Here is a 26754-nt window from a genome sequence, read left to right as displayed (position 1 = left end):
TCCAAAATCGGTATAAAGGCCGAGCCGGCTTGAACGACGACCCCACGAACCGGCGTCCGGCGCCGGCGGAGGAGCAGGTGCGTTCGTAGTGGTTGACCAGCCGAATTTCGGCGTTCTCGGGCCCTTGCTGGTCCGCACGGCGGAACGGGCGCTGCGCGTCGCCGGGCGCAAACCGCGGCTGCTGCTGGCCTCGCTGCTGCTGGAGGCCAACCAGGTCGTCGGCTCGGACGCGCTCATCGAGGTGCTGTGGCCGGCCCGCGCGCCGTCGTCCGCCGTGGCGAACCTGCGCACGTACGTCAGCGCCCTGCGCGGCCCGGTCGGCGAGGCCGGCGGCCGGATCGTCGCCCACCCCTCCGGCTACGCGGTCGAGCTGCGGACCGGGCAGCTCGACGTGCTGCTGTTCGAGGACCTGGTGGCGCGGGCACGCGCGGCCGGGCGGCCCGGGGAGGCGGCCGGGCACCTGCGCGACGCCCTGGCGCTGTGGCGCGGCACCCCGCTGGCCGACCTGCCCGCCAGCCCGGTGTGGGACGCGCGGCTGCGCGCGCTGGTGCAGGCTCGCCTCGGCGCGGCCGAGGAGCTGGTCGGGACGAAGCTGGCCCGCGAGGAGTACACGGCGGCCGTGGACGACCTGCGGGAGCTGATCGGCGAGCACCCGTACCGGGAGGACCTGTGGCAGCGGCTGATCCTCGCGCTGCACCGCAGCGGGCGGCGCGCGGAGGCGCTGCACGCCTACACCGAGATCCGCCGGCAGCTCGTGGACGACCTCGGCATCGAGCCGGGGCAGGAGCTGCGCGACGCCCACGCCGCCGTCCTCGCCGACGAGCCCCCGCACCGGCCCCCCGGCCCGCCGCGCGGCCTGCCTCTGGTGCCGCGCCAGCCCTCCTACCAGCCGCCCGTCCCCCACCAGCTCCCCGCCGACGTGCCGGACTTCACCGGACGGGCCGCCGAGTCGGCCGCGCTCACCCGGGCGCTGTCGCCCGCCGGTCGGGGGCCGGGCGGGCCGCCGTCGATCGCGGTCGTCACCGGGCCGCCCGGCGTCGGCAAGTCGGCGCTGGCCGTGCACTGCGCGCACGCCGTCCGCGCCGCCTACCCGCAGGGCCAGCTCCACCTCGCCCTGGGCGGCACGGCCGAGACCCCGGCCGACCCCGCCGACCTGCTGGCCGAGGCGCTGCGGGCGCTGGGCGTCGCCGAGGGCGCGATGCCCGCCTCCGCGCACGAGCGCGCCACGCTCTACCGCTCCCTCCTGGCCGGCCGCCCCATGCTGGTCTTCCTCGACGACGCCGCCGACGCCGCCCAGGTACGCCCCCTGCTGCCCGGCAGCGGCTGCGCGGTGCTGGTGACCAGCCGCCGCCGCATCACCGAGCTGCCCGGCGCCCTGCTGCTGGAGCTGGACGCGCTCACCCCCGCCGAGGGCGGCGAGCTGCTGGCCAGGATCGCCGGCGCCGCCCGGGTGGCGGCCGAGCCGGAGGCCGCGCGGGCGATCGTGGCCGCCTGCGGCGGACTGCCGCTGGCCGTGCGCGTGGCCGGGGCGCGGCTGGCCGCCCGCCCCGGCTGGTCGTTGCAGGAGCTGCGGCGGCGCCTCGCCGACGAGACCACCCTGCTGGACGAGCTGCGCGCCGGCGACCTGGAGGTACGCGCCTGCTTCGACCTCAGCTACCGCCGCCTGCCCGGCGAGGCCGCGCTGGCCCTGCGCGCGCTGGGCCTGCTCGGCCCAGCGACCGTCCCCGCCTGGGTGGCCGACGCCGTGCTCGACCGGCACCGCAGCGACGCCGTGATGGACACCCTCGTGGACGCCAGCCTGCTGCGCCTGGCCGGCACCGACCCCCTCGGCCGGCCCCGCTACCGGCTGCCCGACCTGGTGCGCTGCACCGCCAGGGAGCGGGCGGCGGGCGGCGAGGCCGAGCGGCAGGCCCTGGCGCGGGTGCTGGGCGGCTGGACCAGCGCCGCCGAGCACGCCGCGGCCCGCCTGCCGACCACGCTGTTCACCGTCCCCGCCGCAGCCGCGCCCCGGTGGAGCCTGGAGCGCGAGACGCTGGGCCGCCTCACGGCCGACCCGCTGACCTGGTTCGACGCCGAGCGGGAGGCGCTGGTGCAGGCGGTACGGCTGGCGGCGGGCACGGGCGCGGCGCAGGCGGCGTGGGGGCTGGCCGCGACCCTCGTCCCGTACTTCGACCTGCACTGCCGCCTGGACGACTGGCGGCTCACCCACCACCTGGCGCTGGAGGCCGCCCGCGCCGCCGGCGACCGGCGCGGCGAGGCCGCCATGCTGCGCGGCCTCGGCCAGGTCAGCCTCTACCAGGACCGCTACGCCGAGGCCGGCGACATGCTGCGCCGCGCCAGGACGATCTTCCGCGAGCTGGGGGACGCCCGCGGCGAGGCGATCTCGATCTGCGGGCTGGGCGCGGTGGACGAGTTCTCCGGCCGGCACCTGCGGGCGCTCGGCCGCTTCCGGCACGCCCTGGCCATGTTCCTGGCCGAGGGGGACGCCGACGGGGAGGCGTACGCGCGGCAGGCGATCGGCCGCGTCCACCTGTCGCTGCGCGACCTCGGGCGGGCCTCCCGCTGGCTCGGGCGGGCGCTGCGGCTGGCCGGGGAGCTGGGCGACGACCACCGCGAGGGCTGCGTGTCCATGCAGCTCGGCCGCCTGCACACGCTGGCGGCGCGGCCGGAGGAGGCGATGCGGCTCCAGGGGCGGGCGCTGGACATCTTCCAGGCGCTCGGCGACCGGCACTGCGGCGCGTACGCGCTGCGCGGCCTGGGCGGGCTGCACGCGGCGCGCGGGGACCGTTCGCACGGCTCGGCCGAGCTGCGCCGCTCCCTGGAGATCTTCCAGCAGCTCGGCGACCGCAGCGGCGAGGCGGACGCCTCCCAGGCGCTCGGCGAGCTGTACCGGGCGGCCGGGCGGGCCACGCTGGCCGGCCACTACCTGGAGCGGGCCGGGCGGCTGCGTCGCGAGCTGCGCGCGGGCGCCCGCGACCGCGACCGGCCCGCGCTCGCCCCGGCCCCCCGGTGAGCGGGAGCGCGCCGGTCAGGGCCGGCGCCACTCCGCGACGGCGCCCGGCTCGTACAGCGTGAGGTCGGGGGCCGCCTCCAGGGCCTTCTCCGCTCCTCCCGGCGTGTAGGTGACGATCAGCCGCAGCGGCCGCCAGGTCGTGTTGTACGTCGAGTGGTAGACCCCGGTCGGGATGTGCACCGTGTCGCCCTCCCTGATCGGGAACTCGGCGCCGTCCCCCACGGTCTGCCGCCCCTCCCCGGAGATCACGTAGATGATCTCCTCGGCGTCGGGGTGGTTGTGGCGGGCGTGGCCCTTGCCGGGGTTGACGATGACCTCCCCCAGCGTGCTGGCCGCCCCCGGGACGGCCGACGGCGTCACGAACCACTTGATCGACCCCCAGTCGAAGGCCATCGTGGGCACGGCGTCCGGGCTGACGTGCATGGGCGCTTCCTCCTACAGGCTCAGGGACTTGAACGCGCGGACCTGCTCGGTGATGGCCCGCTCGGTGGGCAGCCGCTCCACCGACGACGCGCCGAAGAAGCCGGACACGCCCTTGGTGCGCGCCAGCACGTACGCGGCGTCGTCCGGCTCGGCGATGGGGCCGCCGTGGCACAGGACGAGCACGTCGGGCCGCACCGCGGCGGCGGCGTCGCGCATGGCCTGCACGCGCTCGGCGGCCTCGTCCAGGCCGAGCGCGGTGCCGGCCCCGATGCTGCCCTTGGTGGTCAGCCCGACGTGCGGCACCAGCACGTCGGCCCCGGCCTCGGTCATGGCCCGCGCCTGGTCCTCGTCGAAGACGTAGGGGGCGGTGACCAGGTCGCGCTCGCGGGCCAGCCGGATCATCTCGACCTCCAGGTCGTAGCCCATGCCGGTCTCCTCCAGGTTCTGGCGGAAGGTCCCGTCGTACAGGCCCACGGTCGGGAAGTTCTGGACGCCGGCGAAGCCCATCGCCTTGAGCTGGTCCAGGAAGTACGGCATGACCCGGAACGGGTCGGTGCCGCACACCCCGGCCAGCACCGGCGTGTCCCGGACGACCGGCAGCACCTCGGCGGCCATCTCGACGACGATCTGGTTGGCGTCGCCGTAGGGCAGCAGCCCGGCCAGCGAGCCGCGCCCGGCCATGCGGTAGCGGCCGGAGTTGTAGATGATGATCAGATCGACGCCGCCGGCCTCGGCGCACTTGGCCGACAGGCCGGTGCCGGCGCCCGCGCCGACGACGGGCCGGCCGGCCGCCACCGTGGCGCGCAGCCGGTCGAGGACGTCCTGCCTGTTCATGAGGTACCTCCGGTGATCAGGTCGTGGAGCCGCTCGGCCATGGCGCGGCCGAAGGCGGGATCGTTGATGTGCAGGTCGAGGTCCTCGACGGCGACGGCGGAGCCGCGCAGGCCCTCCTCCATCGCCTCGAAGCAGGCGGCGTCGGCCTTGGGGTCGGCGAAGGCGCCGCCGGGCGCGTCGAGCGCGGAGACCCCCTGCCGGGGCAGGAACAGCGCGGCCGGCCCGGTCGCCGCGCGCAGCTTGGCGGCCACCCGGGCGCCGAGCTCACCCATCTCCTCCGGCGTGGTGCGCATGAGCGTCACGGTGGGGTTGTGCACGTACAGCAGGCGGCCGGCGAACTCGGGGGGCACGGTGTCGCGCGGCCCGAAGTTCACCATGTCGAGCGCGCCGGGCGCGACCACCTGCGGCACGCCGTGGCGGCCGGCCGCGGTGAGGCGGCCGGGGCCGGCCGACAGCACGCCGCCCACCAGGTCATCGGCCAGCTCGGTGGTGGTCAGGTCGAGCACGCCGGCCAGCAGGCCGCTCTCGGCCAGGCCCTCCAGCGCCCGGCCGCCGGAGCCGGTGGCGTGGAAGACCAGCACCTCGTAGCCCAGCTCGCCGAGCCGCTCGCGGGCGGCGTCCACGGCCGGGGTGGTGACCCCGAACATGGACGCTCCGACCAGCGGCCGGTCCGGCAGCCCGGCGGTCTGCACGGCCTTGGCGAGCTGGTAGGCCCTGGCCATGCCCGCGGCGGCGGCGGCCGCGTTGCCGAGGATGGCGCGCGAGAGCCGGTTGATGCCGGCGATGTCGACCACGCTGTACATCAGCGTGACGTCCTTGGCCCCCACGTACGGCGAGACGTCGCCGCCCGCCATCGTGGAGACGATGAGCTTGGGCAGGCCGATCGGCAGGTCGCGGACGGCCCGCGCGGCGATCGAGGTGCCGCCGCTGCCGCCCAGCGCCAGCACCGCGTCCACGCGGCCGTCGGCGTGCAGCCCGGCCAGGACCGCGGCGGCGCCCTCGCCCATGGCGGCCACGGCCGCGCCCCGGTCGCCGGCCTCGCGCAGCTCGCGCAGGCCGGTGCCGGCCGCCTCGGCGACCTGCCGGCCGGGGATGTCGGCGAGCAGGTCGTGGTCGTGCTCGCCGACGCCCGCGTCGACCACGATGACGTCGCTGCCCAGCTCGACCAGCCGGTTGCGCAGCCACGCGTACTCCTCGCCCTTGGTGTCGAGCGTGCCGATCAGTACGACGGACGGCATGTCGTGTCTCACCTCTTCGCTGAATGACCCTTGGCGGGGCCGGGGTGACCCCGTGTGAACGTGCCCCGCGCGCCGGGGCGCCGCGGCGGACCGGCCGTTCAGCCGGGGGTGGTGGGATCGCCGGGCACGCGGACGGCGGCGACCGCCGGGGCGCGGGTGCCGCCGGGGCCGGGCACCCCGGCCGGCCCGAAGCCGGATACCCCGGGCGGCCCGAAGCCGGGCACCCCAACCGACCTGGAGCCGGGCATCCCGACCGGCCCGGGGCCGGATACCCCGACCGGCCCGGGGCCGGATACCCCGGCCGGCCCGGGGCCGGGTATCCGGGCGGGCGGCCGCAGGGCGCGCATGGTCTACCTCCTCAGTCGGCTCCGGGACGAGCCTTCCCTTCTGCCGCCCGGCTGACGCCTCCTGCCGACCTGTTGATCGCGCCCGATCGATCGGGCCCGTGCGGGACGGGCCCGTGCGGGACGGGCGCGGTCAGCCGATGCGGACGGGCAGCGAGCGCGGCCCGCGTACCTGCCCGGCGGCCCACGTCACCGCCGCCGGGTCGGCGAGGGCGAAGACCGGCACCCGCTCCAGCCACACCTCCAGCGCCACCCGCAGCTCCATCCGCGCCAGGTGGGAGCCCACGCAGCGGTGGATGCCGAGCCCGAAGGCCACGTGCCGGTTGACCGCGCGGTCGATGACCACCTCGCCCGCCCGCTCGAACTGGGCGGGGTCGCGGTTGGCGGCCGGGAACGACAGCAGCACCCAGTCGTCGGCCTTCATGTCCACGCCGCGCCAGTGCATGTCCTCCTTGACCAGCCGGGCCATCGTCACCGGCGCGTACACGCGCAGGAACTCCTCCATCGCGGTCGGCAGCAGCCCCGGCTCGGCGACCAGCCGCTCGCGGTCGGCGGGCGTCCTGGCCAGGTGCCACAGGGACGCGCCGATCGCGCTCCACGTGGTGTCGATGCCGGCGATGAGCAGCAGTGCCATCGTGCCGGCCACGTGCGAGGCCTCCAGCTTGCGGCCGTACAGCTCGGCGTCGATCAGGTAGCTGGTCAGGTCGTCGCGCGGGTGGTCGACGTGGTCGCGGATCTGGGCGAGCAGGTAGTCGAACAGCTTGCCCATGTTGGCCATGCGCGCCTCGGGCGGCAGGTTGACGCCTTCGAGCGCGTTCTCGATGAACTCGCGGAAGCGCGGCCCGTCCTCCTGCGGGAAGCCCAGCATGTCGGCGATGACGCGTACCGGGATGTGCTGGGCGTAGTCGCGGGCGGCGTCCACGACCTCGCGGCCCTCGAAGGAGTCGATGAGCGCGTGGCAGAACGCCCGGGTGGACTCCTCGCGCCGGGAGACGGCCGTCTTGGTGAAGGCCGGCAGCAGCAGCTTGCGGGCGTCGTGGTGGAAGGGCGGGTCGGAGGAGATGGGCGGGGTGCCGCCCACGGGGGCGATCTCGCGCGGCGGGCGGAAGTTGCTCATGATGATCGAGCGGGACGAGAAGCGCTCGGTGTCGTAGGCGACGGCCGCGACGTCCTCGTAGCGGGTGGGCAGCCAGCCGCCGCCGAAGCGGCCGGTGTGCGCGATCGGGCAGCGCTCGCGCAGCTCGTCCTGGATGGGGTACGGATCGGCCGCCCATTCGGGCTCTAAGTGGGAGAAGTCGGTCGCCCAGTCGGCGACGGGGCCGGTGATGATCTCGTTGCGCGTGCCGAGGGGCTGATCCTCCCGGTCCTCCTGAAAGCTCCGGACGAAACGGTCGTCGATGGACATGCCACGCCTCCCTAGAGGATCTCGATCGCCCGCTCGGGGCAGTTGGCCACGGCCAGGCGGGCCGTCCGCGCCTCGTCCTCGGGCACGACGCCGTCCCCGAGGACCCGGCCGTAGCCCTCGTCGTCCTCGCCGAACAGAGCGGGGGCCAGGTCGTAGCAGCGGCCGTGCCCCTGGCAGCGTTCCGGGTCGATCTTGAGTTTCACTGTGGTGCTCCGCTCTGTGGTGGTCCGCCGCCGGGGGCGAACGCCCGGACGACACGGGTCAGCAGCGCCGTCCATTCCTCGTCGTCGACGGCGTGCAGGTCAGGGGTGATCAGCGCGCTGCCCATGGCCAGGAGCAGGCAGAGGTGGGCCAGCGCGCCCGCCGGCAGCGCGGGGTCCAGCTCGCCGTCGTCCTGGGCGGCGCGGACCAGCCCGGCGAGCCACTCGGCGCGCTCGCCGACGTAGTCGCGCATCGGGCGGGCCATGTCCTCGTCGCGGCGGGCGGCGGTCAGCGCCTCCACGATGAGGTAGCCGGACGCGTCGCGGCGGCGCGGCAGCGAGCGGCCGAGGACGAGCAGCAGCTCGGTGGCCGACCGGCCGGGATCGGCGGCGACCAGCCTGGCCAGCCGCTGGCGCCCGTGCGCGCGCAGCGCGGCCACGATCAGCTCGGCCTTGGAGCCGAAGTGGGCGTACAGGGCGCCGTTGCTGACGCCGGCCGCCGCGGCGATGTCGGCGACGCGCGTGCCGTCGTAGCCACGCTCGGCGAAGACCTCGGCGGCGGCCAGCAGCAGCCGCTCCCGGGTCTCCGCGGCGGTCACACCCGCGATTCGCCCCATGAGCGAATTAAATGAGCGTTCATTTGTTGCGTCAAGAGGCACGGGCGGACGACGGGCACGTCAGCCGGGCCCGGAGTGCCGCCCGGGCCCGGCGGGTCAGCCGGCCGCGCTCGCCGATCTGGCCTCGTCGACGCTCCTGCGCAGTGCCGTCACGATCGGCTCGACGGGCGCGGAGAGCTGCCGGATCCGGTCCCGGCGCGGACGCGCCTCCCGCCTGGACGGGACCACCGTCCTGAGCCGGGCCGCCGCGGCCAGCGCCGCCAGGACGCGGACGTCCTCGTCCAGGCGGCCGACCGGCCCGCCGCCGCGGACGGCCCGGCCGACGCGCTCGGCCAGCCTGCGCGACAGGTACGCCTTGCGCGCCGTGATCCGCTCGACCGGGAACAGCAGGACCCGGCGCCGCTCCACGCTGATCATCCGGGCGGCCGCCAGCTCGTCGCGCACCACGCCGACCGCCTTGCCCTTGTCCTTGCGCACCCACCGCCGCCACGAGCGGGGCGGCGAGCTCGCGATCTGCTCCCAGACCACGGCCCGCAGGGAGCCCGGCTCGGCGGCCGGGGCGGTGAGAGCGCGTGCCCTGCCCGACTCGTCCGCCAGGTTGCCCGCCAGCAGCAGCTCGGCGAGGGCGGCCGCGCGCAGCAGGAGGCCCAGCTCGCCGCGCTGCGTCAGCCTCTCCTTCCGCGGGTCGAGGGCCAGGAGGAAGGCCGACCGGGCCAGCGACTCACCCTGCTTCGCTCGCGTCTCCATCCGCCTGCTCCTCCTCCTGAGCCGTGCCGTCCTCCGGGGCCTTCCTCGGCCGTCCGCGCGGGCGGATCCGCCCCACCCCCTCGGGCAGGCGCCCGGCCTCGGACAGCGCCCTGCGCAGCAGGAACTCGATCTGGGAGTTCGTGCTGCGCAGCTCGTCGGACGCCCACCTGGCCAGCGCGTCGTGGACCGCCGGGTCGAGCCGCAGCAGGATCTTCTTCCGCTCCACGGCGGTTACTGGTAGAGCGTGCCCGTGTTGACCACGGGCTGGGTGTCGCGGTCGCCGACCAGCACCACGAGCAGGTTGCTCACCATGGCCGCCTTGCGCTCCTCGTCCAGCTCGACCACGTCGTGCTCGGCGAGCCTGGCCAGGGCCATCTCCACCATGCCGACCGCCCCCTCGACGATCCGCTGCCGGGCCGCCACCACGGCGCCCGCCTGCTGGCGGCGCAGCATGGCATGGGCGATCTCGGGCGCGTACGCCAGGTGGATGATACGGGACTCGATGACCCTGACCCCGGCGGACGACACCCTGGCCGTGATCTCCGCGGCCAGCCGCTCGTTGATCTCGTCGGCGTTGTCCCGCAGGGACAGCCGGGGCTCGCCGTGCGCGTCGTACGGATAGCTGCCCGCGATATGCCGCACGGCCGTCTCCGCCTGGATGGCCACGAACTCCACGAAGTCGTCCACCTCGAAGACCGCCTGCGCGGTGTCTTGCACCTGCCAGACCACCACGGTCGCGATCTGGATCGGGTTGCCGTCCGCGTCGTTGACCTTCGTCACGTCCGTCTCGTGGTTGCGGATCCTCGTGGACACCCGCCGGCGCACCGTGATCGGGTTGACCCACTGGAGGCCGGGGGTGCGCAGGGTGCCGACGTAGCGGCCGAGCAGCTGCACCACCCTGGCCTCGCCCGGCGCCACCGCGGTGAGGCCGAAGTACGTGAGGGACCCGAGCAGGATCACCAGGACGCTCACGACGACCGCCCACGAGCCGCCCTGCCCGGCCCCCGAGGCGAGCATGGCGATCCCCCCGACGAGCAGCGCGGTCCCCGCCAGGACCAGCGCCGTCGCCGCCCCCGCCATCACGAACCCGTTGGCCGCCCGCACCGGGCGCTCGCTCGTGCGCGGCGCGGGCATGTCCACGACGGTGGCCTCGAGCGCGGCCCCGCCGGATGTGTTCGCCATCGTCCGTCCCTTCGCCGTGCCGTCGCCTGCTATCAAAGTGATATCACTTTTCCGGCGGCCGCGGGAGGCCCGTTCTCAGGGGAGATCGAGGGAACTACGCTTGGAGCCCCATGGACGAGCTGCTGACGATCGGCGAGCTGGCGAGCCGCACCGGGGTCGCCACCTCCGCCCTGCGCTACTGGGAGGAGCTGGGCCTGCTGCCGGCGCCCGAGCGGGTCTCCGGCCGGCGCCGCTACCCGCCGTCGGCGGTCGAGCTGGTCGGCCTGGTCGTGGTGCTGCGGGCCGCCGGCTTCACGTTGCGGGAGGTCAAGGCGTTCACCGCGGCCCGCTCGCCGGCCGGCGACGGCTGGCGGGAGCTGTACCGGCGCAAGCTCGCCGAGCTGGACCAGCGGATCTCCCAGATCCAGACGGTACGCACCGCCATCGCCCACGGCCTGGCCTGCCCGCACCAGGACCCCCTGGAGTGCCCCACCTTCACCGGCGGCATGGCGGCGCTCCTGGCCGGCACCTCCCTGGAGGAGGCCCACCGGGCGGCCCACGCCTCCTGATCCCGCCGCGCGGGGCGGGTCAGGCGATCAGCAGGCGGAGACCCAGCTCGGCCTCGTCGAGGTCGAGGAGGTCCCGGTTGCGCCCGGCCCAGCGGCCCGAGGCGAGGTCGTCGCGGAGGTCGCGCACCGCGCGCCGCTCGGCCTCCGGCCCGACCCTGGTCCACACCGACATCCCGCGGCGCACGCTCTCGTCCAGGTACGCCTCCGGCCGGCGCCAGTAGGCCTCGAAGAAGCCGTCGGCGCAGTCCCACGGGACGGGCACCGGCTCCGTGCGGGCCCCGATCGCGCCGGCCAGCTCGCTCACCGAGGGCCGCCCGGCCAGGAGGCCCGCGACCTCGGGCAGGTAGTCGCGGGTGAGCCAGAACCGGTGGAGCCACCCTTCGGCGCTGGTGTCGTGCGTGAACACCACCACGCGGCGGGCGACCCGCCGCAGCTCGCGCAGCCCGGCGACCGGGTCGGGCCAGTGGTGGACGGAGGCGACGGCCATCGCGGCGTCGAAGGACCGGTCGTCGAACGGCAGCTCCCCGGCCGACCCGGCCAGGCACGGCGCCGCGCCGGGAGGGCGCTGCGCGCGCATGAGCGCCGACGGCTCCACCGCCAGGACGTAGCGGCCGGGAGGCTCGTAGGAGCCGGTGCCCGCCCCGACGTTCAGGACGGTCCCGGCGTCGCCGAGCGCGGCCCAGATCCGCGCGGCGATGCGCGGGTCGGTGCGCCGGGTCAGGGTGTAGGTGGCCCCGATGGAGTCGTACAGCTGCGTGCCGGACATGCGCACCGCCTCTCTGCCGTGATCACCATTCCACCACATCGGGCCGGGCGGATCACCGAGCCGCTGCGGACGGCCGTCCGGGCGGGGGTGCCGATCGACGGGCGAGCCCGGCCGGGCGCGGAGGCTCGGCCGGGCTCGGCGTGCGGGGCAGGTCAGGCGAGGTCGAACCGGTCGAGCTCCATGACCTTGGTCCAGGCCGCGACGAAGTCGCTCACGAACTTCTCGCGCGCGTCCTGGCTCGCGTAGACCTCGGCGAGGGCGCGCAGCTCGGAGTTGGAACCGAAGATGAGGTCCACCGCGGTGGCGGTCCACTTCGGCTCGTCCGTGGCCGCGTCGCGGATCTCGTACACGTGCTCCTCGGACTCCGACGCCTTCCACCGGGTGCCCGGGGAGAGCAGGTTGGCGAAGAAGTCGTTGGTGAGCACGCCGGGCCGGTCGGTGAGGACGCCGTGCCGGGTGCCGCCGAAGGTGGCGCCGAGGGTGCGCAGGCCGCCGACGAGGACGGTCATCTCCGGCGGGGTCAGGTTGAGCATGTAGGCGCGGTCGACGAGCAGCACCTCCGGCTGGGTCTTCTCGCCGGCACGCAGGTAGTTGCGGAACCCGTCGGCGCGCGGCTCCAGGACCCGGAAGGACTCGACGTCGGTCTGCTCCTGGGTGGCGTCGGTGCGGCCCGGGTGGAACGGCACCGTCACCTCCACGCCGGCCTCGCGGGCCGCCTGCTCGACCGCGGCCGAGCCGGCCAGCACGATCAGGTCGGCGAGCGAGATCCTGGCGCCGCCGGCGTCGTTGAACTCGCGCCGGATGTTCTCCAGGGCGTCCAGGACCTTCGCGAGCTGCTCGGGCTGGTTGACCTCCCAGTTGCGCTGCGGCTCCAGCCGGATCCTGGCGCCGTTGGCGCCGCCGCGCTTGTCGGTGGAGCGGAAGCTCGCGGCCGAGGCCCACGCGGTGGAGACGAGCTGGGCGGTCGTCAGGCCGGACTCCAGGACCTTCGCCTTGAGCGCGGCGATGTCGGCCTCGCCCACCAGCTCGTGGTCCACGGCCGGCACCGGGTCCTGCCACAGCTGGGGCTCGGGGACCCACGGCCCGAGGAAGCGGCTGACCGGGCCCATGTCGCGGTGCAGCAGCTTGTACCAGGCCTTGGCGAAGGCCAGCGCGAACTCGTCGGGGTTCTCCAGGAAGCGGCGGGAGATCTTGTTGTACTCCGGGTCGACGCGCAGCGACAGGTCGGTCGTGAGCATCGTCGGCTTGTGCTTCTTCGACGGGTCGTGGGCGTCCGGGATGATCGCCTCGGCGTCCTTGGCCACCCACTGCTTGGCGCCGCCGGGGCTCGTGGTGAGCTCCCACTCGTAGCCGAAGAGGATCTCGAAGAAGCGGTTGCTCCACTGCGTCGGCCGGTCGGTCCACGTCACCTCGAGGCCGCTGGTGATCGTGTCGCCGCCCTTGCCGGTGCCGTGGGTGCTCAGCCAGCCCAGGCCCTGCGCCTCCAGCGGCGCGGCCTCGGGCTCCGGCCCCACGTGGTCGTCGGCGACGGCGGCGCCGTGGGTCTTGCCGAAGGTGTGGCCGCCGGCGATGAGGGCGACGGTCTCCTCGTCGTTCATCGCCATCCGGGCGAAGGTCTCGCGGATGAAGTGCGCCGCCGCGGCCGGGTCCGCGTTGCCGCGGGGGCCCTCGGGGTTGACGTAGATGAGGCCCATCTCGGTGGCGCCGACGTCCGCCGCCATCTCCTTGTCGGAGACGTAGCGCTCGTCGCCGAGCCAGGCGTCCTCGGGGCCCCAGAAGATCTCCTCCGGCTCCCAGACGTCCTCGCGGCCGAAGGCGAAGCCGAAGGTCTTGAAGCCCATCGACTCCAGGGCGACGTTGCCGGCGAGCACCAGCAGGTCGGCCCAGGAGATCTTCTGGCCGTACTTCTGCTTGACCGGCCACAGCAGGCGGCGGGCCTTGTCGAGGTTGGCGTTGTCGGGCCAGCTGTTGAGCGGCGCGAAGCGCTGGCCGCCGTCACCGGCTCCGCCGCGGCCGTCGTGGATGCGGTAGGTGCCGGCGGCGTGCCAGCTCATCCGGATCATCAGGCCGCCGTAGTGGCCGAAGTCGGCCGGCCACCAGTCCTGGGAGGTGGTGAGGACCTGGACGATGTCCTGCTTGAGCGCCTCGACGTCGAGCTTCTCGAACTCCTTGGCGTAGCTGAAGTCCGGGCCCAGAGGGTTGCTCTTGGACGAGTGGGCGCGCAGCACCGACAGGTCGAGCTGGTTGGGCCACCAGTCGCGGTTGGTGCGCGGGCGGCCGCCGGTCTTCGGGGTGGGCGAGTCGATGCCCGGGTTCTCGCTCTCGCTGCCGTGCGCGGTCACGGAGTCATGCGCGACCGGGCAGCCGGCCGCCGCCTTCTCGTCCACGCCCTGGGCGCTGGAGGGGGTGTGGTCTTGGGTGTCGCTCATTGTTTCCTTCCAAACTGCCGGATCACTGGGCGATGCGTCTGCTCGCGCAGTCGGGGCAGGTGCCCCAGTAGACGACCTCCGCCTCGTCGATCACGAAGCCGTGGTCGTCGGAGGCGGTCAGACAAGGGGTGTGGCCGACGGCGCAGTCCACGTCCGCGATGGCGCCGCAGGAGCGGCACACCACGTGGTGGTGGTTGTCACCCACCCGGGACTCGTAGCGGGCGGTCGCGCCGGCCGGCTCGATGCGCCGGACCAGGCCGGCGTCGGTGAGCGCACGCAGCACGTCGTACACCGCCTGGTGGGAGACGCTCGGAAGGTCGGCCCGTACCAGGGAGATCACCGTGTCGGTGTCGACGTGCGGGTGGTCGCGCAGCGCGGCGAGCACCGCCAGCCGCGGCCGGGTCACGCGCAGCGAGGCGGCTCGCAACTGTGCCTCGAAGTCGGACGCCATGAAGCCAACATATCCCCATAAACTGGAATCATTCAAGTTTTGTACGGATTTGGGGTGGCGTGTCGCTCAGCCCGCCGCCGTCCGGCCCGCCGTCACCGCGGCCCGCCCGCGAACGCGGACAGGCGCGCGGCGCCGAGGGTCTGCTCGGCGCCGAACTCCTCGAACGTGCCGACGGGGCGGAAGCCGAGGCGGGCGGCGAGCCGCAGGGAGCGCTCGTTCGCGCTCTGGGTGACGATCAGGACCGACTGGTCGGGCAGCTCGGCCGCGGCGGCGCGTAACGCGGCCGTGGCGGCCTCGAAGGCGAACCCCTGGCCCCACGCGCCGCGCCGCAGCACGTAGGACAGCTCCAGTTCCTCGCCCTCCTCGGTGAGGTGCCCAGGGCGGGCGGACGGGCGGCGGTCGAGCATCAGGGTGCCGAGGAAGCGGTCCGTCGCCCGGTCGGCGATCACGTAGCTGCCGGGGACGGCGGTCGCGCCGGCGGTCCCGATCGCGTCGAGGAACCGCTCGACCTCCTCCCGGGGGCGCGGGCCGCCGAGATGGGCCCGTACCTCGGGGTCGGTGAACAGCTCGACCAGGCCGTCGCGGTCGGCGTCGCGCGCCTTGCGCAGCAGGAGCCGTCCGGTGGCGATCTCCTCGGCGGACAGCGTGGGCAACGGGCTCATGACTCCATGATCATAGAGCAGCCGCAGCCCTCCGCCCGTCTCCGGAAGCGGAGCGTCCGGAACCGCGTCCACCGTGACGGGCATGCCCCAGAACGATCACTGGTGGGAGCCGCCGCTCGCCGGCACCGAGGCCGAGCAGCTCGCCGGCGCGCCGCCCGGCGCGCCGTGGGACACCGCGGACTGGGACGCCGATCCCGACTGGGACTTCACCTCGGCCGCGTACAACACCCCGGAGGAGCTCTACGCGCTCTGGGACGCCGCCGTCGAGCGCTCCGCGGCGCGGCTCGCCGCGGCCCTGGCCGCTGAGCGCGGATCACGGGTAAAGGCGCATGGCCATGAGCGTAGGAGAGCGTGCCGAGCCGGGGCGACCGGATGACCGGGTGTTGACTTTGTCCCATCTTTTGTCGCACGATATTGAGACAAAGTTTGCGACAAAAGGGAGCGCGTGATGGCGAGCGGATCGGAACGGGAGCGTCCACTGGACGTGCGGCGGGCACGGGAGTGGCTGGGGTGGCACGGCCTGGGCGAGGCGACGCCGACGCCCTTACTGGCCAGGCGGCTGGCGGTGCGGCGGCGGGCCCGGCTGGCCCACCACGTCATGCTGGCCGTGCTGATCCTGGCGGCGGCGCTGGTGCAGCTGCACAACCTGGTGTCCGTCACCCCCGACGGGTCCGGGCGGGGATGGCCCTGGCCGCTGGTGGCCCTGACCGGGCTGGTCGCCGCGCTGCTCGCGGGGCGGGCGCTGCTGGAGTCCTGGGTACGCCGGGTGGACCGCCAGGCGGGGGCGGCGCTGACCCGGCGCGCCGCCCATCCGGTGCAGGTGAGCTGGCGGGAGCTGCTCGGGCGCCCGTACGCCGCCTGCGCCGCCGGGATCCACGCGGCGGCGTTCGTGCTGGCGGCCGGCGCGCTGGCGATCGACGACACCCGCGTCAGGTACGCGGCGGTCGTGCTGCTGATCGCGCTGGCGGGGGTCGGCGTGGCCGCCGCCCTGGAGCTGCGCGACCTGCTGGCCCGGCCGGTCGTGGCCGAGGACGAGGTCTCGCTGACCGCCGACGTGATCATGCGGATCGAGGACGCCCACGAGGCCGTCTCGCCCGGCATGGCCTGGTCGCTGCCGGTGGTGCTGCTGTGCGGCACGGCGCCGGCCTGGTGGAGCCTCACCTCGGTCGGCCTGGTGCCGCTCGGGGTGGCCGCCGTCGTCCTGGTCCAGCTCCGCACGCCGGGCAGCGCGGCCGCGGCGCGGCGTCTCGTGGGAGCACGATGACCGCCGCGATGATCGTCATCGACGCCGGCTCGCCGGTGCCGCCGTTCGAGCAGCTGCGGGCCCAGCTCGCCCGGCAGATCCAGGACCGCACGCTGGCCGTGGGAGCGCGGCTGCCGACCATCCGGCGGCTCGCGGCGGACCTGGGCCTGGCCGTCAACACGGTCGGGCGCGCCTACCGGGAGCTGGAGGAGGCGGGCCTGATCGAGACCCGGGGGCGGGCCGGGTCCTTCGTGACGGCGGCCGGGGAGGAGGCACGCGAGCGCGCCCGCGTGGCCGCCGCCGGTTACGCGGCCGCCGTCGCCGCCCTCGGCCTCGACCCGGACGAGGCGCTGCGCATCGTCGAGGCGGCCCTGAGGTCCGCCCTCCCGGCCGGGTCCCGTCCGGAGAACCGGTCCTGATGCCCGCTCCCCCCTATCGTCCGCTCGCGGATAATCCGCGCCGGGACGGTTTGGGTAGGCTGGAGCCATGACCGCCATGGCTCCGGCCCGTACCGAGACCGACCTGTCCTTCCTGCTCGACCACACCAGCCATGTGCTGCGCTCGCGGATGTCCGCGGCACTGGCCGAGATCGGCCTGACCACGCGCATGCACTGCGTGCTGGTGCACGCGCTGGAGGCGGAGCGCACCCAGATCCAGCTCGCCGAGCTGGGCGACATGGACAAGACCACGATGGTGGTGACCGTGGACGCGCTGGAGAAGGCCGGCTACGCCGAGCGCCGGCCGTCCAGCACCGACCGGCGGGCGCGCATCATCGCGGTCACCGACGAGGGCGCGGCCGTGGCCCGGCGCAGCCAGGAGATCGTGGACGGCGTGCACCGCGCGGCCCTGGAGTCGCTGCCGGCCGACGAGCGCGAGGTCCTGGTCCGCGCCCTGAACCGCCTGGTCTCCGGCCACCTGGCCGCCCCCGTCGAGAGCCCGCAGCCGACCCGCAGGCCGCGCGAGCGCGCAAAATAAATCCGAAGAGGATCGTCTACAACAAAACTATCTGCTACGGTCTTTCCCGTTGACCTCACACGGGAGAGACCATGTCGAACGTGCTCGACTCGCGCTGGACGGCCCTGGGCGTGCTGTCCGCGACGGGACTGATGACCATCCTGGACGGCAGCATCGTGACGGTCGCGATGCCGGCCATCCAGCGGGACCTGGGCTTCACGGCCGCCGGCCTGAGCTGGATCGTCAATGCCTACCTGATCCCCTTCGGCGGCTTCCTGCTGCTGGCCGGCCGGCTCGGCGACCTGATCGGGCGGCGGGCGATGTTCCTCGCCGGGAACGCGGTCTTCACCGCCGCCTCCCTGCTGGCCGGCGCGGCCGGCGACCCCTGGATGCTCATCGCCGCCCGGTTCCTGCAGGGCGCGGGCAGCGCGCTGGCCTCCGCCGTGGTGCTGGGGATCCTGGTGACGCTGTTCACCGAACCGGCCGAGCGGGGCAAGGCCATCGCGATCTTCAGCTTCACCGGCGCGGCGGGCGCGTCGATCGGCCAGGTGCTGGGCGGGGTGCTCACCGACGCCCTGAGCTGGCCGTGGATCTTCCTCATCAACGTGCCGATCGGCGCGGCCACCGTGGCGCTCGCGCTGCGCGTGCTGCCCGCCGACCGCGGGACCGGCCTGCGGGCCGGCGCGGACGTCCTCGGCGCGGCGCTGGTCACCTCCGGCCTGATGCTGGGCATCTACGCCATGGTCAAGGTGGAGGAGCACGGCTGGCTGTCGGCCCACACGCTGGGTCTCGGCGCGGTGGCGCTGGCCCTGCTCGGCGCGTTCACCGCCCGGCAGGCCACCGCCAGGACGCCGCTCATGCCGCTGCGGATCCTGCGCTCGCGCAACGTCGTCGGGGCCAACCTCGCCCAGATGCTGACCCTGTCCGGGATGTTCGCCTTCCAGGTGCTCGTCGCGCTCTACATGCAGCGGGTGCTCGGCTACGGCGCCCTGGAGACCGGGCTGGCGATGTTGCCGGCCGCCGTGGGCATCGGCTCGATCTCGCTGTTCGTCTCCGCCCGGCTGGCCGCCCGCCTCGGCGCCCGCACGGTCCTGATGGCGGGGCTGGTGCTGCTGGCGGCGGCGCTGGTGCTGCTGGCGCGGGTGCCCGTGGACGCCACGTACGCCGCCCACCTGCTGCCGTCGATGGTGCTCATCGCGGGCGGCGGGCTGGTGCTGCCCGCGCTGGCCACGCTCGGCATGTCCGGGGCGCGGGAGAGCGACGCGGGGCTGGCCTCCGGGCTGTTCAACACCACCCAGCAGGTGGGCATGGCGGTCGGCGTCGCGCTGCTGTCCACGATGGCGGCCGGGCGCACCGGCGAGCTGCTGGCCGCGGGGGCCTCCCAGGCGGCGGCGCTGACCGGCGGGTACCGGCTGGCGTTCGGCATCGCGGCCGGGCTGCTGGTGGCGGCGTTCGCGGTGGCGCTCGCCGTCCTGCGCCGGCCGGCCGCCGCCCCCTCCGCGGCGGACGGGACAGGGGCGGACGGGACAGGGGCGGATGGGACGGCGGCGGGTCAGCCGGCGGACGAGATCGCGGCGGCGAAGTAGCCGAGCGAGGCGTCCACCTCCTCCAGCGCCGGGGTCCGGTTGAGGTGCCCGTGCGGCAGGCCGCGCGCGAGGTACGTGCTCACCGGCACCCCGGCTTCGCGTAGCTGGCGTTCCAGCAGCTCGCCGGAGGCACGCAGGTCGTCGTACTCCGACAGCAGGATGTACGTGGCGGGCAGGCCGTCCAGGCGGGCCGCGCCGGGCAGCGCGTCGGGCGGCAGGTCGCTGATGCGGCCCACGTAGGCGCGGACCATGCGCTCGACGTCGGCGGGGCGGAAGCGCAGGAACGGGGGCAGCTCGCGCATCTCGGCGGCCAGGGCGTCGTCCAGCGCCGGGTTCGGGTAGTGCGCGAACGGATAGGCCAGCAGCAGCGACGCGGCCCGGCCGCCGCGGTCGCGGTCGCGCAGGGCGGTGGCCAGGGCGAGTGCCGCGCCCGCGCTCGCCCCGCCCAGGCCGGCGCGGACGCCGGGCGCGGCCCGCTCGGTCAGCCACCGCCAGGCGGCCTCGACGTCGTCGATCGGCACCGGGTGGCGTACGCCGTCCTGGGCCAGCCGGTAGCCGACCGAGACGACGAGCGCGCCGGTGCGGGCGGCCAGCTCGGCGCTGACCTGGTGGGCCTCGGGCATGTCCAGGTCGCCGTGGACGAAGCCGCCGCCGTGCGCCCACAGCAGCGCCGCCCGCGGGTCCCGCCGGGTGCGGTAGGCGCGGACGGGGACCGGGCCGTGCGGGCCGCCGACGGCGAGGTCCTCGACGGTGACGCCGGGCGGCATCGTCCACGGGGACGGGTCGCGGGCGTACGCGGCGAACAGGCGCTGGGCCTCCGGGTCCGCGGCCAGCCCCTCGCGGGTCAGGCCGCGCAGCGGCTCCAGCTTCTTGGCGAGATCGGGGTGGAACGGCATGGCCCCTCTTCTACCGCGCCCGCCCGGGCCGCTCGCGGGCGGGCCCGGCCGCCGGCCGCCGGGAGCGCCGGGACAGAATCGGGTTCATGACGAACGGTGGACGTAACGTGGTGTTCGGGGAGGCGGCGGACCAATACGAGGCCGCCCGGCCCGGCTATCCGGCGGAGCTGGTCGACGACGTGGTGGCGTACGCGCCGACCGGCCCGGCGCTGGAGGTCGGCGCGGGCACCGGCAAGGCGACGGCCGCCTTCGCCGCGCGCGGCGTGGAGGTGACCTGCGTCGAGCCCGACCCGCGCATGGCGGCCGTGCTGGCGGCCAAGCTGCCCCGGGTGCGCGTCGAGGTCACCACGTTCGAGGACTACCCGCCGGGCCGCGCGTTCGCCCTGCTGTACGCGGCGCAGGCGTGGCACTGGGTGGACGAGCGGCGGCGCTGGGACCTGGCGCGGGCGGCGCTGGCGCCCGGCGGCGCGGTGGCGGTGTTCCGCAACCACTACGGCATCGCCGACCCGGCGGCGCTGGCGGCGCTCGCCGCGGTGGACGAGCGCCACGGGGTGTCCACGTCGAGCCTGCACCGCGAGATCCCGGCGCGGCCCCTGCCGGAGGAGCACCCGCTGGCGGGCGACCCGCGCTTCACCGACCTGGACCAGCGCCGCTACCGGCACGCCGCCCACTACCCCGCCGCCCGCTACCTGGACCTGGTCGGATCGGTCTCCGCCTACCGCGTCCTGCCGCCGGAGGTCCGCGCGGAGCTGCTGGCGGAGGTGGGCGCGCTGCTCGGCGACGGCGTGGAGATGACCTTCGCCACCGACCTCGTGCTGGCCCGCCGCGCGTCCTGACCGGCGGACCCTATCGTGGTGGCCATGAACATCTGCGTCTTCCTGTCCGCCGCCGAGCTGTCCGACACCTACACCCGCCCGGCCCGCCGGCTCGCCGAGCTGATCGGGAAGGGCGGGCACACGCTGGTGTGGGGCGGCTCCGACGTCGGGCTGATGAAGGTCGTGGCCGACGGGGTGCACGAGTCGGGCGGCCGGCTCATGGGCGTGTCGGTGACCTTCCTGGTGGACAAGGTCCGCCGCGGCGTGGACGACATGGTGGTCGCGGCGGACCTGGCCGAGCGCAAGCGGCTGCTGCTGGAGAAGGCGGACGCGGTGGTCATCATGGTGGGCGGCACCGGGACGCTGGACGAGGCGACTGAGATCCTGGAGCTGAAGAAGCACGGTCACACCGGCCTGCCGGTCGTGCTGCTGAACACGGCGGGCTTCTACGACGGGCTGAAGGAGCAGTTCCGCCGCATGGAGGAGGAGGGGTTCCTGCCGCGTCCCCTGTCGGAGCTGGTGTTCTTCGCCGAGGAGCCGGCGGACGCGATGGCCTACCTGGAGGAGGCGCTCGGCGCGCGGTGAGCCCCGCGCCTCGCCCCCGCCCTATCCGAGGCGGGCCAGCTCGTCCGGGGTGAGCCGCAGCGTGCCCGCGGCCACGTTCTCGGCGAGGTGGGCGGGGTCGCCGGTGCCCGGGATGGCCAGCACGTGCGGGCCCTGGGCCAGCGTCCAGGCCAGCCGGACCTGCGCGGGGGTCGCCCCGTGCGCCCGGGCGACGTCGAGCACGGGGTCGTCCCGATCCCCGGCGTCCCCCCGGTGCCCGGCGTCGCCCTGACGGGTGGCCGTGCCCTGGCGGGTGGCCGTGCCCGCCTCGCGGCCGGCGCCGGCGATCGAGAAGAACGGCACGTACGCGATGCCCAGCTCGCCGCACGCGCGCAGCAGCTCGCGCTCGGCGGCCGGGGCGCCGAGGCCGAACGCGTTCTGGACGCAGGCGACCGGGGCGACGGCCCGCGCCTCGGCCAGCTGCGCCGCCGTGGCGTTGGAGATCCCGAGGTGGCGGACGAGCCCGACCTCGCGCAGCTCGGCCAGGGCGCCGAAGTGCTCGGCGACCGAGTCGTCCGCGCGGCTCGGCGGGACGCGGAGGTTGACCAGGTCGAGGTGGTCGCGGCCGAGCTGGCGCAGGTTCTCCTCGACCTGGCCGCGCAGCTGCTCGGGGGCGGCCCACCACCACTCGCCGGACGGGTCGCGGGCCGGCCAGACCTTGGTGGCGATGACCAGGTCGTCCGGGTAGGGCGCCAGGGCCCGGTTGATCAGCTCGTTGGCCGACAGGAGGGGCGAGAAGTAGAAGGCGGCGGTGTCGATGTGGTTGACGCCCAGCTCGACCGCGCGGCGCAGCACGCCGATCGAGCGGTCGCGGTCGGCGGTGGCCGTGGTGGTGAAGGCGGCGCGGCCGGTCAGTCGCATGGCGCCGAGGCCGATGCGGTTGACGGGCAGGTCGCCGCCGAGCTTCCAGACGCCCGCGGCGCCCGCGTGCGGGGAGTTCGGATTCCGGTCGATGGGCATGGCAGGTCCTCACAACGGTGACGGTGGGGGCCGGAGGCGGCTCTCGGGCGGCCGCGTCCGGGCACGAAAAAAGCCTTCCCGATGGCGGCTGGGTGCCCAGCCGGCCGGAAAGGCTCGATGATCCAAAGGAAGAATAGCAGCTCCCGGAGGGCGTTGCCGGGACATCACGTTCCTCTTCCGGTCCGTTACAATCAGGTGACCTGGACGGGTGACTGGCCCCCGACGGACGGGGTAGACGCAGGGCTCCTTAACCGGATTAACCGGACGTCAAAGGAGATTCCCATGGACAGCCCTCGCACCGCGGCCGGCCGCACGCCCGTGCAGCTCGCCGCGCTCGTCGTAGGCGCGGTGTTCCTGCTGGTCGGCATTCTCGGCTTCGTCCCCGGCATCACCACCAACTACGACGACCTGGGGTTCGCCGGTCACGAGTCGGACGCGATGCTGCTCAACGTGTTCCAGGTCTCGATCCTGCACAACATCGTGCACCTCCTGTTCGGGATCGCCGGCATCCTGCTGGCCAGGACGTGGTCCGGGGCCCGCAACTTCCTCATCGGCGGCGGCGTGATCTACCTCGTGCTGTGGATCTACGGCCTGCTGGTCGGGCACGACTCCCCCGCCAACTTCGTCCCGCTGAACAACGCCGACAACTGGCTGCACCTGCTCCTCGGCATCGGGATGATCGCCCTCGGGTTCCTGCTGTCCCGGCGGCGCACCCACGTCACCCCCTGACCTCGCGCGGACGACGACGGCGCCGGGCTCCCGCCCGGCGCCGTTCGCCTGTCCGGGGCCGGTCAGCCGGCCAGGCGCTCGATGGCGAAGGCGGACAGGAAGCCGACAGTGGTGATGAGGCCGGTCAGGACGTGCGCGTCCTCGAACGCCTCGGGGATCATGGTGTCGGCCACCATCGCCAGGATCGCGCCGGCCGCGACGCCCATGATGACGGCGGTGGCGGCCGGGGAGGCCGAGGCCATCGTGAGGTTGCCGATCAGCGCGGCCAGGCCGCTGGCCAGGGCGATGCCGCCCCAGATGCCGAAGACGTAGCCGGGGCCGCGGCCGGCCCGTTTCATGCCGGCGACGCTGGAGAGCCCTTCGGGGACGTTCGAGATGAAGACCGCGGCCACCACGGCGATGCCGACGTCACCGCCGCCGAGCAGCGACACGCCGAGCACCACGGACTCGGGCACGCCGTCGAGGAGGGCGCCGACGGCGATCGCGGCGCCGCTGCCCTGGACCTCGTCCTCGCTCGGCTGCCGGCCGCCCGAGCGCTTGCGGTGGCGGGCGCCGCGCCGGGCGAGCAGGGCGTTGGCCGCCACGTACGCGCACGCGCCGGCGAGGAAACCGGCCGCGGTCGCGGCCAGCCCGCCGGTGCGCTCGGCCTCGTCCAGCAGCTCGAAGGACAGGGCCGCGATCAGCACGCCGGCGCCGAAGGCCATGATCGCGGCGATCAGCCGGGGCGGCACGGTGCGGAACCACGCGATCGCGGCGCCGATGAGCAGCGCTCCCCCGGCCAGGGCTCCCCAGAGCCCCGCCTGCAGCCATACGGGCATCTCACCACACCTCCACGCCGGGAGTCCCCCGGCCCTCGCCTGGCGCCGTCCGTGCCGGTCACGCCTCGTGCCGATCATGCCCTCCCCCGCATACCGGCTCGCGTCGGGGTAGGCGCAGGCGGAGAAGAGCGCGTGAAGAGCGTCGCCGACAAGGAGGCCGCCATGACCTACACCCAGCAGATGCTGGACGCCTACCCGGGCGAGATCAACCTGGACCGCAAGCACCTGGCCGCGGTCATCGACGCGCTGACGACGTGCGCGCAGGTCTGCACGTCCTGCGCCGACGCCTGCCTGTCGGAGAAGGCCGAGCACCTGCCGATGCTGACCCGCTGCATCCGCGACGACCTGGACTGCGCGGCGATCTGCGCGACGACGGCGGCGGTGCTGTCCCGGCACACCGGGTACGACGCCAACCTGACCCGCGCCCAGGTCCAGGCCGCGATCCAGGCCACGAGGACCTGCGGCGACTCCTGCGGCGAGCACGCCGGCACGCACGAGCACTGCCGGATCTGCTCCCAGGTCTGCCAGGAGACGCACGAGGCGCTCAACGCCCTGCTGCCGGCCCTGCGACCGGACCCGGGCGCGGGCGCGGACCCGCCCTCCCAGGCCGCTCCGCAGCGGCGCGGCTGACGGCCGGGCGCGGCGAGGGGCGGCGAGGGGCGGCGAGGGGCCGCGCGCGAAGACCCGCCGCCCCTCGCCGGCCGGGCCGGTCAACCGGCCGGTCAACCGGCCGCCGTCAGCCGGTCTCGCCGCTCAGTCGGTCTCGCCGGTGTCGTCCGAGCCGGTGGTCAGGTCCTCGGGACGGCGGCCGGACTGCTCCAGCGCGTCCTCCAGGGCGGCCTGACCGGCGGGCCGCGGCTGGCCGCCACGCTCGGCGGGCTCGCGGGCGGCGTCCAGCAGCGGATCGGTATCGGTCTTGGCCTTGTTCTCATCAGGAGTGCTCATGAGGCACCCGCTACCCCGGCCGTCCGCCGCCGAACCCGTCACACGAGCCGCAGGTGCCGGCGGGCCGGAACGGGCGGGAGGGGCAGGTCCGGCAGCAGGAAGCCGTCCAGGGTGACGTCGGTGGCCAGCAGCGCCTCGTGCGCGCTGGCGCAGACCTGGGACGGGGACATGCGGCTCTCGTCGATCAGCCGCTGGACGTCGGCCATCGCCGCGCGGGCGTCCGCGATGAGCAGGCGGCCGCCCCGGGCGGCGAGCAGGTCGTGGGTGGCGGCCAGCCCGGCGCGGGCGACGTGGTCGCAGGCGCTGAGGTCGGCGGCGGCCAGCACAACGTAGCGCACCTGCAACGGGCGCAGCAGCTCGCGCAGCAACGGCCAGGTGCGGGCGGTCAGCGCGCCGGACACGGTGACCACGACGGTGGTGCCGGTGGCGGGCAGGAGACGCACGGACAGGTTCATTCCCCGGACTCCGGGGGGCTCGCGGGGCGTTCTCCCCACGGCATGCGCAGTGTCACGTCCCTACTGCTTCCCCGGCGGGCCGATCAGTTAACGCGCACATGCCGGACGGCGGCCTGGGCAGGAAGGACGGTCCGCCGGGCGACGAGGCGAACGAGACGACCGGACGAACGGGGTGGGCGGACGAACGGGATGGGCGGACGAACGGAGTGGGCGGACGGACGGGATGGACGGGCGAACGGGATGAACGGAGTGGGCGGATGAGCGGGGCCGGTGCGGAGTGCGAGCGGGTGGCGCGGGAGGCTCTCGGACTGGAGGAGCTGCGTCCCGGCCAGCTCGCGGCCATGACGGCGCTGGCCGAGGGCCGTGACGCGCTGGTGGTGATGCCGACAGGCAGCGGCAAGTCGGCGATCTACCAGGTGCCCGCGCTGCTGCTGAAGGGCCCGACGCTGGTGGTGTCGCCGCTCATCGCGTTGCAGCGCGACCAGGTGGAGGCGCTGCGCGAGCGCGACGAGGACGCCGCCCGCCTGGACGCGCGGACCTCCGCGCGGGAGCGGTCGGCCACGTTCGAGGCGTTGCGGACCCACGAGACGGAGTTCCTGTTCTGCGCGCCCGAGCAGCTCGCCCGTCCCGACGTGGTGCGCGAGCTCAAGGCCGCCGCCCCGTCGCTGATGGTGGTGGACGAGGCCCACTGCGTGTCGTCGTGGGGGCACGACTTCCGCCCCGACTACCTGCGGCTCGGCTCGGTGGCCGAGGCGCTGGGCCGCCCGGTGATCGCGGCGCTGACGGCGACGGCCGCCCCGCCGGTGCGCGCGGAGATCGTCGAGCGGCTGCGCATGCGCGACCCGGCGGAGATCGTCCGGGGGTTCGACCGGCCGAACATCTCGCTGGAGGTGCGCCGGATGCTGGACGACCCGGCTCCGGAGCTCGTCGCCACGGTGGCCGGGCGGGAGGGGCCCGGCATCGTCTACACCACGACGCGGCGGCAGACCGGCCGGCTGAGCGGCCTGCTCGCCGAGGCGGGCGTGCGGGCGGCGGCCTACCACGCCGGGATGCGCCGCGCGGAGCGGGACGAGGTGCACGACCGGTTCATGAGCGGGGACCTGGAGGTCGTGGTGGCGACCAACGCCTTCGGCATGGGCATCGACAAGCCGGACGTGCGCTTCGTCGTCCACGCCGAGGCGCCGGGGTCGCCGGACGCCTACTACCAGGAGATCGGCCGGGCCGGACGGGACGGCGAGCCGGCCTCGGCGGTGCTGTTCTACCGGCCCGAGGACCTGGGGCTCCAGCGGTACTTCACGGGCGGCGTGCCGGACGCGGGGACGCTGGCCGAGCTGGCCGCGGCGGTCGCGGCGGCCGCTCCCGGCGCCGGGCGCAAGGAGCTGCGGGAGCGTACGGGGCTCTCGCCGCGCCGGCTGACGGGCCTGCTCGACCTGCTGGAACGGGTCGGCGCGGTGCGGCTGGGCACCCGCCGGGCCGAGCCGGTGCCCGGCGGCCCCGAGCCGGAGCAGGCGGCGGAGCTGGCCCGCGAGCTGGCCGAGCGGCGCCGCGAGGTCGAGCGCACCCGCCTGGAGATGATGCGCCGCTACGCCGAGACCCTGGACTGCCGCCGCCGGTTCCTGCTCGGCTACTTCGGTGAGCACCTGCCCGAGCCGTGCGGCAACTGCGACACCTGCCGGGCCGGCACGGCGGAGCGCCCCGGCGAGCCCGTGGCGGAGGGCCCGTTCCCCCTGCACGCGCGTGTGGAGCACCGGATGTGGGGCCCCGGGCAGGTGATCCAGCGGGGCGAGGACCGGCTGACGGTGCTGTTCGAGGAGGCCGGTTACCGCGAGCTCCAGCTCGACGCGGTCCTGGAGCAGGACCTGCTGACGCCGGTGGACGATCAGTAGAGTCT

General features: G+C 74.9%; 31 protein-coding genes. 12 read left to right on the top strand and 19 right to left on the bottom strand.

Features of this window, described 5'->3' with window-relative positions:
* The first annotated feature begins 124 nt into the window (after positions 1 to 124).
* Positions 125 to 3013, top strand: coding sequence for a BTAD domain-containing putative transcriptional regulator (locus AB0H75_RS19500; protein ID WP_367797916.1), 2889 nt, complete (start codon positions 125 to 127; stop codon positions 3011 to 3013).
* Positions 3014 to 3028: 15 nt separating this feature from the next.
* Here the strand turns inward: AB0H75_RS19500 and AB0H75_RS19495 are convergent, their stop codons facing one another.
* The 10 genes from AB0H75_RS19495 to AB0H75_RS19450 form a co-directional block, all read right to left on the bottom strand.
* Complete coding sequence (locus tag AB0H75_RS19495; RefSeq protein WP_367797914.1) at positions 3029 to 3436, bottom strand: cupin domain-containing protein; 408 nt, start codon at positions 3434 to 3436, stop codon at positions 3029 to 3031.
* 12 nt (positions 3437 to 3448) lie between these two features.
* Positions 3449 to 4270, bottom strand: a complete 822-nt coding sequence (locus AB0H75_RS19490) for a phosphoenolpyruvate hydrolase family protein (protein WP_367797912.1) — start codon at positions 4268 to 4270, stop codon at positions 3449 to 3451.
* Positions 4267 to 5508, bottom strand: a complete 1242-nt coding sequence (locus AB0H75_RS19485) for a Tm-1-like ATP-binding domain-containing protein (RefSeq protein WP_367797911.1) — start codon at positions 5506 to 5508, stop codon at positions 4267 to 4269. The genes AB0H75_RS19490 and AB0H75_RS19485 overlap by 4 nt, the downstream gene beginning before the upstream one ends.
* Positions 5509 to 5606: 98 nt before the next feature.
* On the bottom strand, positions 5607 to 5855 hold the full coding sequence (locus AB0H75_RS19480; RefSeq protein WP_367797910.1) for a hypothetical protein: 249 nt from the start codon (positions 5853 to 5855) through the stop codon (positions 5607 to 5609).
* Positions 5856 to 5985: 130 nt separating this feature from the next.
* Entirely contained in the window at positions 5986 to 7257 is a 1272-nt protein-coding gene (locus AB0H75_RS19475; protein WP_367797909.1) for a cytochrome P450, read from the bottom strand.
* Between the two features lie 11 nt (positions 7258 to 7268).
* Entirely contained in the window at positions 7269 to 7460 is a 192-nt protein-coding gene (locus AB0H75_RS19470) for a ferredoxin (protein WP_367797908.1), read from the bottom strand.
* Positions 7457 to 8074, bottom strand: a complete 618-nt coding sequence (locus tag AB0H75_RS19465) for a TetR/AcrR family transcriptional regulator (RefSeq protein WP_367797907.1) — start codon at positions 8072 to 8074, stop codon at positions 7457 to 7459. Before AB0H75_RS19465 ends, AB0H75_RS19470 begins: the two co-directional genes overlap by 4 nt.
* A gap of 96 nt (positions 8075 to 8170) precedes the next feature.
* On the bottom strand, positions 8171 to 8821 hold the full coding sequence (locus AB0H75_RS19460; RefSeq protein ID WP_367797906.1) for a GPP34 family phosphoprotein: 651 nt from the start codon (positions 8819 to 8821) through the stop codon (positions 8171 to 8173).
* Positions 8796 to 9047, bottom strand: a complete 252-nt coding sequence (locus AB0H75_RS19455; RefSeq protein ID WP_367797905.1) for a hypothetical protein — start codon at positions 9045 to 9047, stop codon at positions 8796 to 8798. The genes AB0H75_RS19460 and AB0H75_RS19455 overlap by 26 nt, the downstream gene beginning before the upstream one ends.
* 5 nt (positions 9048 to 9052) lie before the next feature.
* Positions 9053 to 10003 (bottom strand): SPFH domain-containing protein, encoded by a 951-nt coding sequence (locus AB0H75_RS19450; protein ID WP_367797903.1) that lies wholly within the window; start codon positions 10001 to 10003, stop codon positions 9053 to 9055.
* Between the two features lie 110 nt (positions 10004 to 10113).
* Between AB0H75_RS19450 and AB0H75_RS19445 the strand changes: the two genes are divergently transcribed.
* Positions 10114 to 10551 carry a MerR family transcriptional regulator gene (locus tag AB0H75_RS19445; protein ID WP_367797901.1) on the top strand — a complete coding sequence of 146 codons (438 nt, stop codon included), beginning with the start codon at positions 10114 to 10116 and terminating at the stop codon, positions 10549 to 10551.
* Positions 10552 to 10570: 19 nt separating this feature from the next.
* Here AB0H75_RS19445 and AB0H75_RS19440 read toward each other — a convergent pair whose 3' ends face one another.
* The 4 genes from AB0H75_RS19440 to AB0H75_RS19425 form a co-directional block, all read right to left on the bottom strand.
* Complete coding sequence (locus tag AB0H75_RS19440; protein ID WP_367797899.1) at positions 10571 to 11317, bottom strand: class I SAM-dependent methyltransferase; 747 nt, start codon at positions 11315 to 11317, stop codon at positions 10571 to 10573.
* Positions 11318 to 11469: 152 nt separating this feature from the next.
* A complete protein-coding gene (gene katG, locus AB0H75_RS19435) occupies positions 11470 to 13746 on the bottom strand; it encodes a catalase/peroxidase HPI (RefSeq protein WP_367797897.1) in 2277 nt (758 codons plus the stop codon).
* Between the two features lie 22 nt (positions 13747 to 13768).
* The gene (locus AB0H75_RS19430) at positions 13769 to 14197 is read right to left on the bottom strand and encodes a Fur family transcriptional regulator (protein ID WP_367797895.1); all 429 of its coding nucleotides are present in this window, start codon (positions 14195 to 14197) and stop codon (positions 13769 to 13771) included.
* 92 nt (positions 14198 to 14289) lie between these two features.
* The gene (locus AB0H75_RS19425; RefSeq protein ID WP_367797893.1) at positions 14290 to 14859 is read right to left on the bottom strand and encodes a GNAT family N-acetyltransferase; all 570 of its coding nucleotides are present in this window, start codon (positions 14857 to 14859) and stop codon (positions 14290 to 14292) included.
* Between the two features lie 82 nt (positions 14860 to 14941).
* Here AB0H75_RS19425 and AB0H75_RS19420 point away from each other — a divergent pair, with 82 nt between their 5' ends.
* The 5 genes from AB0H75_RS19420 (at position 14942) to AB0H75_RS19400 (ending at position 18642) form a co-directional block, all read left to right on the top strand.
* The gene (locus AB0H75_RS19420; protein WP_367797891.1) at positions 14942 to 15235 is read left to right on the top strand and encodes a hypothetical protein; all 294 of its coding nucleotides are present in this window, start codon (positions 14942 to 14944) and stop codon (positions 15233 to 15235) included.
* A gap of 72 nt (positions 15236 to 15307) precedes the next feature.
* Positions 15308 to 16123, top strand: a complete 816-nt coding sequence (locus tag AB0H75_RS19415; RefSeq protein ID WP_367797889.1) for a hypothetical protein — start codon at positions 15308 to 15310, stop codon at positions 16121 to 16123.
* A gap of 8 nt (positions 16124 to 16131) precedes the next feature.
* On the top strand, positions 16132 to 16521 hold the full coding sequence (locus AB0H75_RS19410; RefSeq protein WP_367798195.1) for a GntR family transcriptional regulator: 390 nt from the start codon (positions 16132 to 16134) through the stop codon (positions 16519 to 16521).
* 67 nt (positions 16522 to 16588) lie between these two features.
* Positions 16589 to 17077 carry a MarR family winged helix-turn-helix transcriptional regulator gene (locus tag AB0H75_RS19405; protein WP_367797887.1) on the top strand — a complete coding sequence of 163 codons (489 nt, stop codon included), beginning with the start codon at positions 16589 to 16591 and terminating at the stop codon, positions 17075 to 17077.
* Positions 17078 to 17148: 71 nt separating this feature from the next.
* Entirely contained in the window at positions 17149 to 18642 is a 1494-nt protein-coding gene (locus AB0H75_RS19400; protein WP_367797885.1) for an MFS transporter, read from the top strand.
* Here AB0H75_RS19400 and AB0H75_RS19395 read toward each other — a convergent pair.
* Positions 18609 to 19538 (bottom strand): alpha/beta hydrolase, encoded by a 930-nt coding sequence (locus AB0H75_RS19395; protein WP_367797883.1) that lies wholly within the window; start codon positions 19536 to 19538, stop codon positions 18609 to 18611. The two genes, AB0H75_RS19400 and AB0H75_RS19395, sit on opposite strands and share 34 nt — an antisense overlap.
* An 86-nt stretch (positions 19539 to 19624) precedes the next feature.
* Here AB0H75_RS19395 and AB0H75_RS19390 point away from each other — a divergent pair, with 86 nt between their 5' ends.
* On the top strand, positions 19625 to 20374 hold the full coding sequence (locus AB0H75_RS19390) for a trans-aconitate 2-methyltransferase (RefSeq protein ID WP_367797881.1): 750 nt from the start codon (positions 19625 to 19627) through the stop codon (positions 20372 to 20374).
* Positions 20375 to 20398: 24 nt separating this feature from the next.
* Entirely contained in the window at positions 20399 to 20938 is a 540-nt protein-coding gene (locus AB0H75_RS19385; RefSeq protein WP_367797879.1) for a TIGR00730 family Rossman fold protein, read from the top strand.
* Between the two features lie 21 nt (positions 20939 to 20959).
* On the opposite strand, the gene AB0H75_RS19380 is transcribed toward AB0H75_RS19385, so the two are convergent.
* Positions 20960 to 21916 (bottom strand): aldo/keto reductase, encoded by a 957-nt coding sequence (locus tag AB0H75_RS19380; protein WP_367797877.1) that lies wholly within the window; start codon positions 21914 to 21916, stop codon positions 20960 to 20962.
* Between the two features lie 282 nt (positions 21917 to 22198).
* On the opposite strand from AB0H75_RS19380, the gene AB0H75_RS19375 reads away from it, so the two are divergent.
* Positions 22199 to 22645, top strand: a complete 447-nt coding sequence (locus tag AB0H75_RS19375) for a DUF4383 domain-containing protein (protein WP_367797875.1) — start codon at positions 22199 to 22201, stop codon at positions 22643 to 22645.
* A 62-nt stretch (positions 22646 to 22707) separates the two neighbouring features.
* On the opposite strand, the gene AB0H75_RS19370 is transcribed toward AB0H75_RS19375, so the two are convergent.
* The gene (locus tag AB0H75_RS19370; RefSeq protein WP_367797873.1) at positions 22708 to 23463 is read right to left on the bottom strand and encodes a ZIP family metal transporter; all 756 of its coding nucleotides are present in this window, start codon (positions 23461 to 23463) and stop codon (positions 22708 to 22710) included.
* Positions 23464 to 23595: 132 nt separating this feature from the next.
* Here AB0H75_RS19370 and AB0H75_RS19365 point away from each other — a divergent pair, with 132 nt between their 5' ends.
* Positions 23596 to 24093, top strand: a complete 498-nt coding sequence (locus tag AB0H75_RS19365) for a four-helix bundle copper-binding protein (RefSeq protein ID WP_367797871.1) — start codon at positions 23596 to 23598, stop codon at positions 24091 to 24093.
* A 123-nt stretch (positions 24094 to 24216) separates the two neighbouring features.
* On the opposite strand, the gene AB0H75_RS19360 is transcribed toward AB0H75_RS19365, so the two are convergent.
* Positions 24217 to 24408, bottom strand: coding sequence for a hypothetical protein (locus AB0H75_RS19360; RefSeq protein ID WP_367797869.1), 192 nt, complete (start codon positions 24406 to 24408; stop codon positions 24217 to 24219).
* A gap of 38 nt (positions 24409 to 24446) precedes the next feature.
* A complete protein-coding gene (locus tag AB0H75_RS19355) occupies positions 24447 to 24851 on the bottom strand; it encodes a hypothetical protein (protein WP_367797867.1) in 405 nt (134 codons plus the stop codon).
* A 269-nt stretch (positions 24852 to 25120) separates the two neighbouring features.
* Here AB0H75_RS19355 and AB0H75_RS19350 point away from each other — a divergent pair, with 269 nt between their 5' ends.
* Complete coding sequence (locus tag AB0H75_RS19350) at positions 25121 to 26749, top strand: ATP-dependent DNA helicase RecQ (protein WP_367797865.1); 1629 nt, start codon at positions 25121 to 25123, stop codon at positions 26747 to 26749.
* The last annotated feature ends 5 nt before the right edge of the window (positions 26750 to 26754 follow it).

Origin of the sequence: Nonomuraea sp. NPDC050783 (assembly GCF_040802095.1) — a bacterium.
Lineage (GTDB): Bacteria > Actinomycetota > Actinomycetes > Streptosporangiales > Streptosporangiaceae > Nonomuraea.
This window is presented reverse-complemented; position numbering and strand designations above follow the sequence as displayed.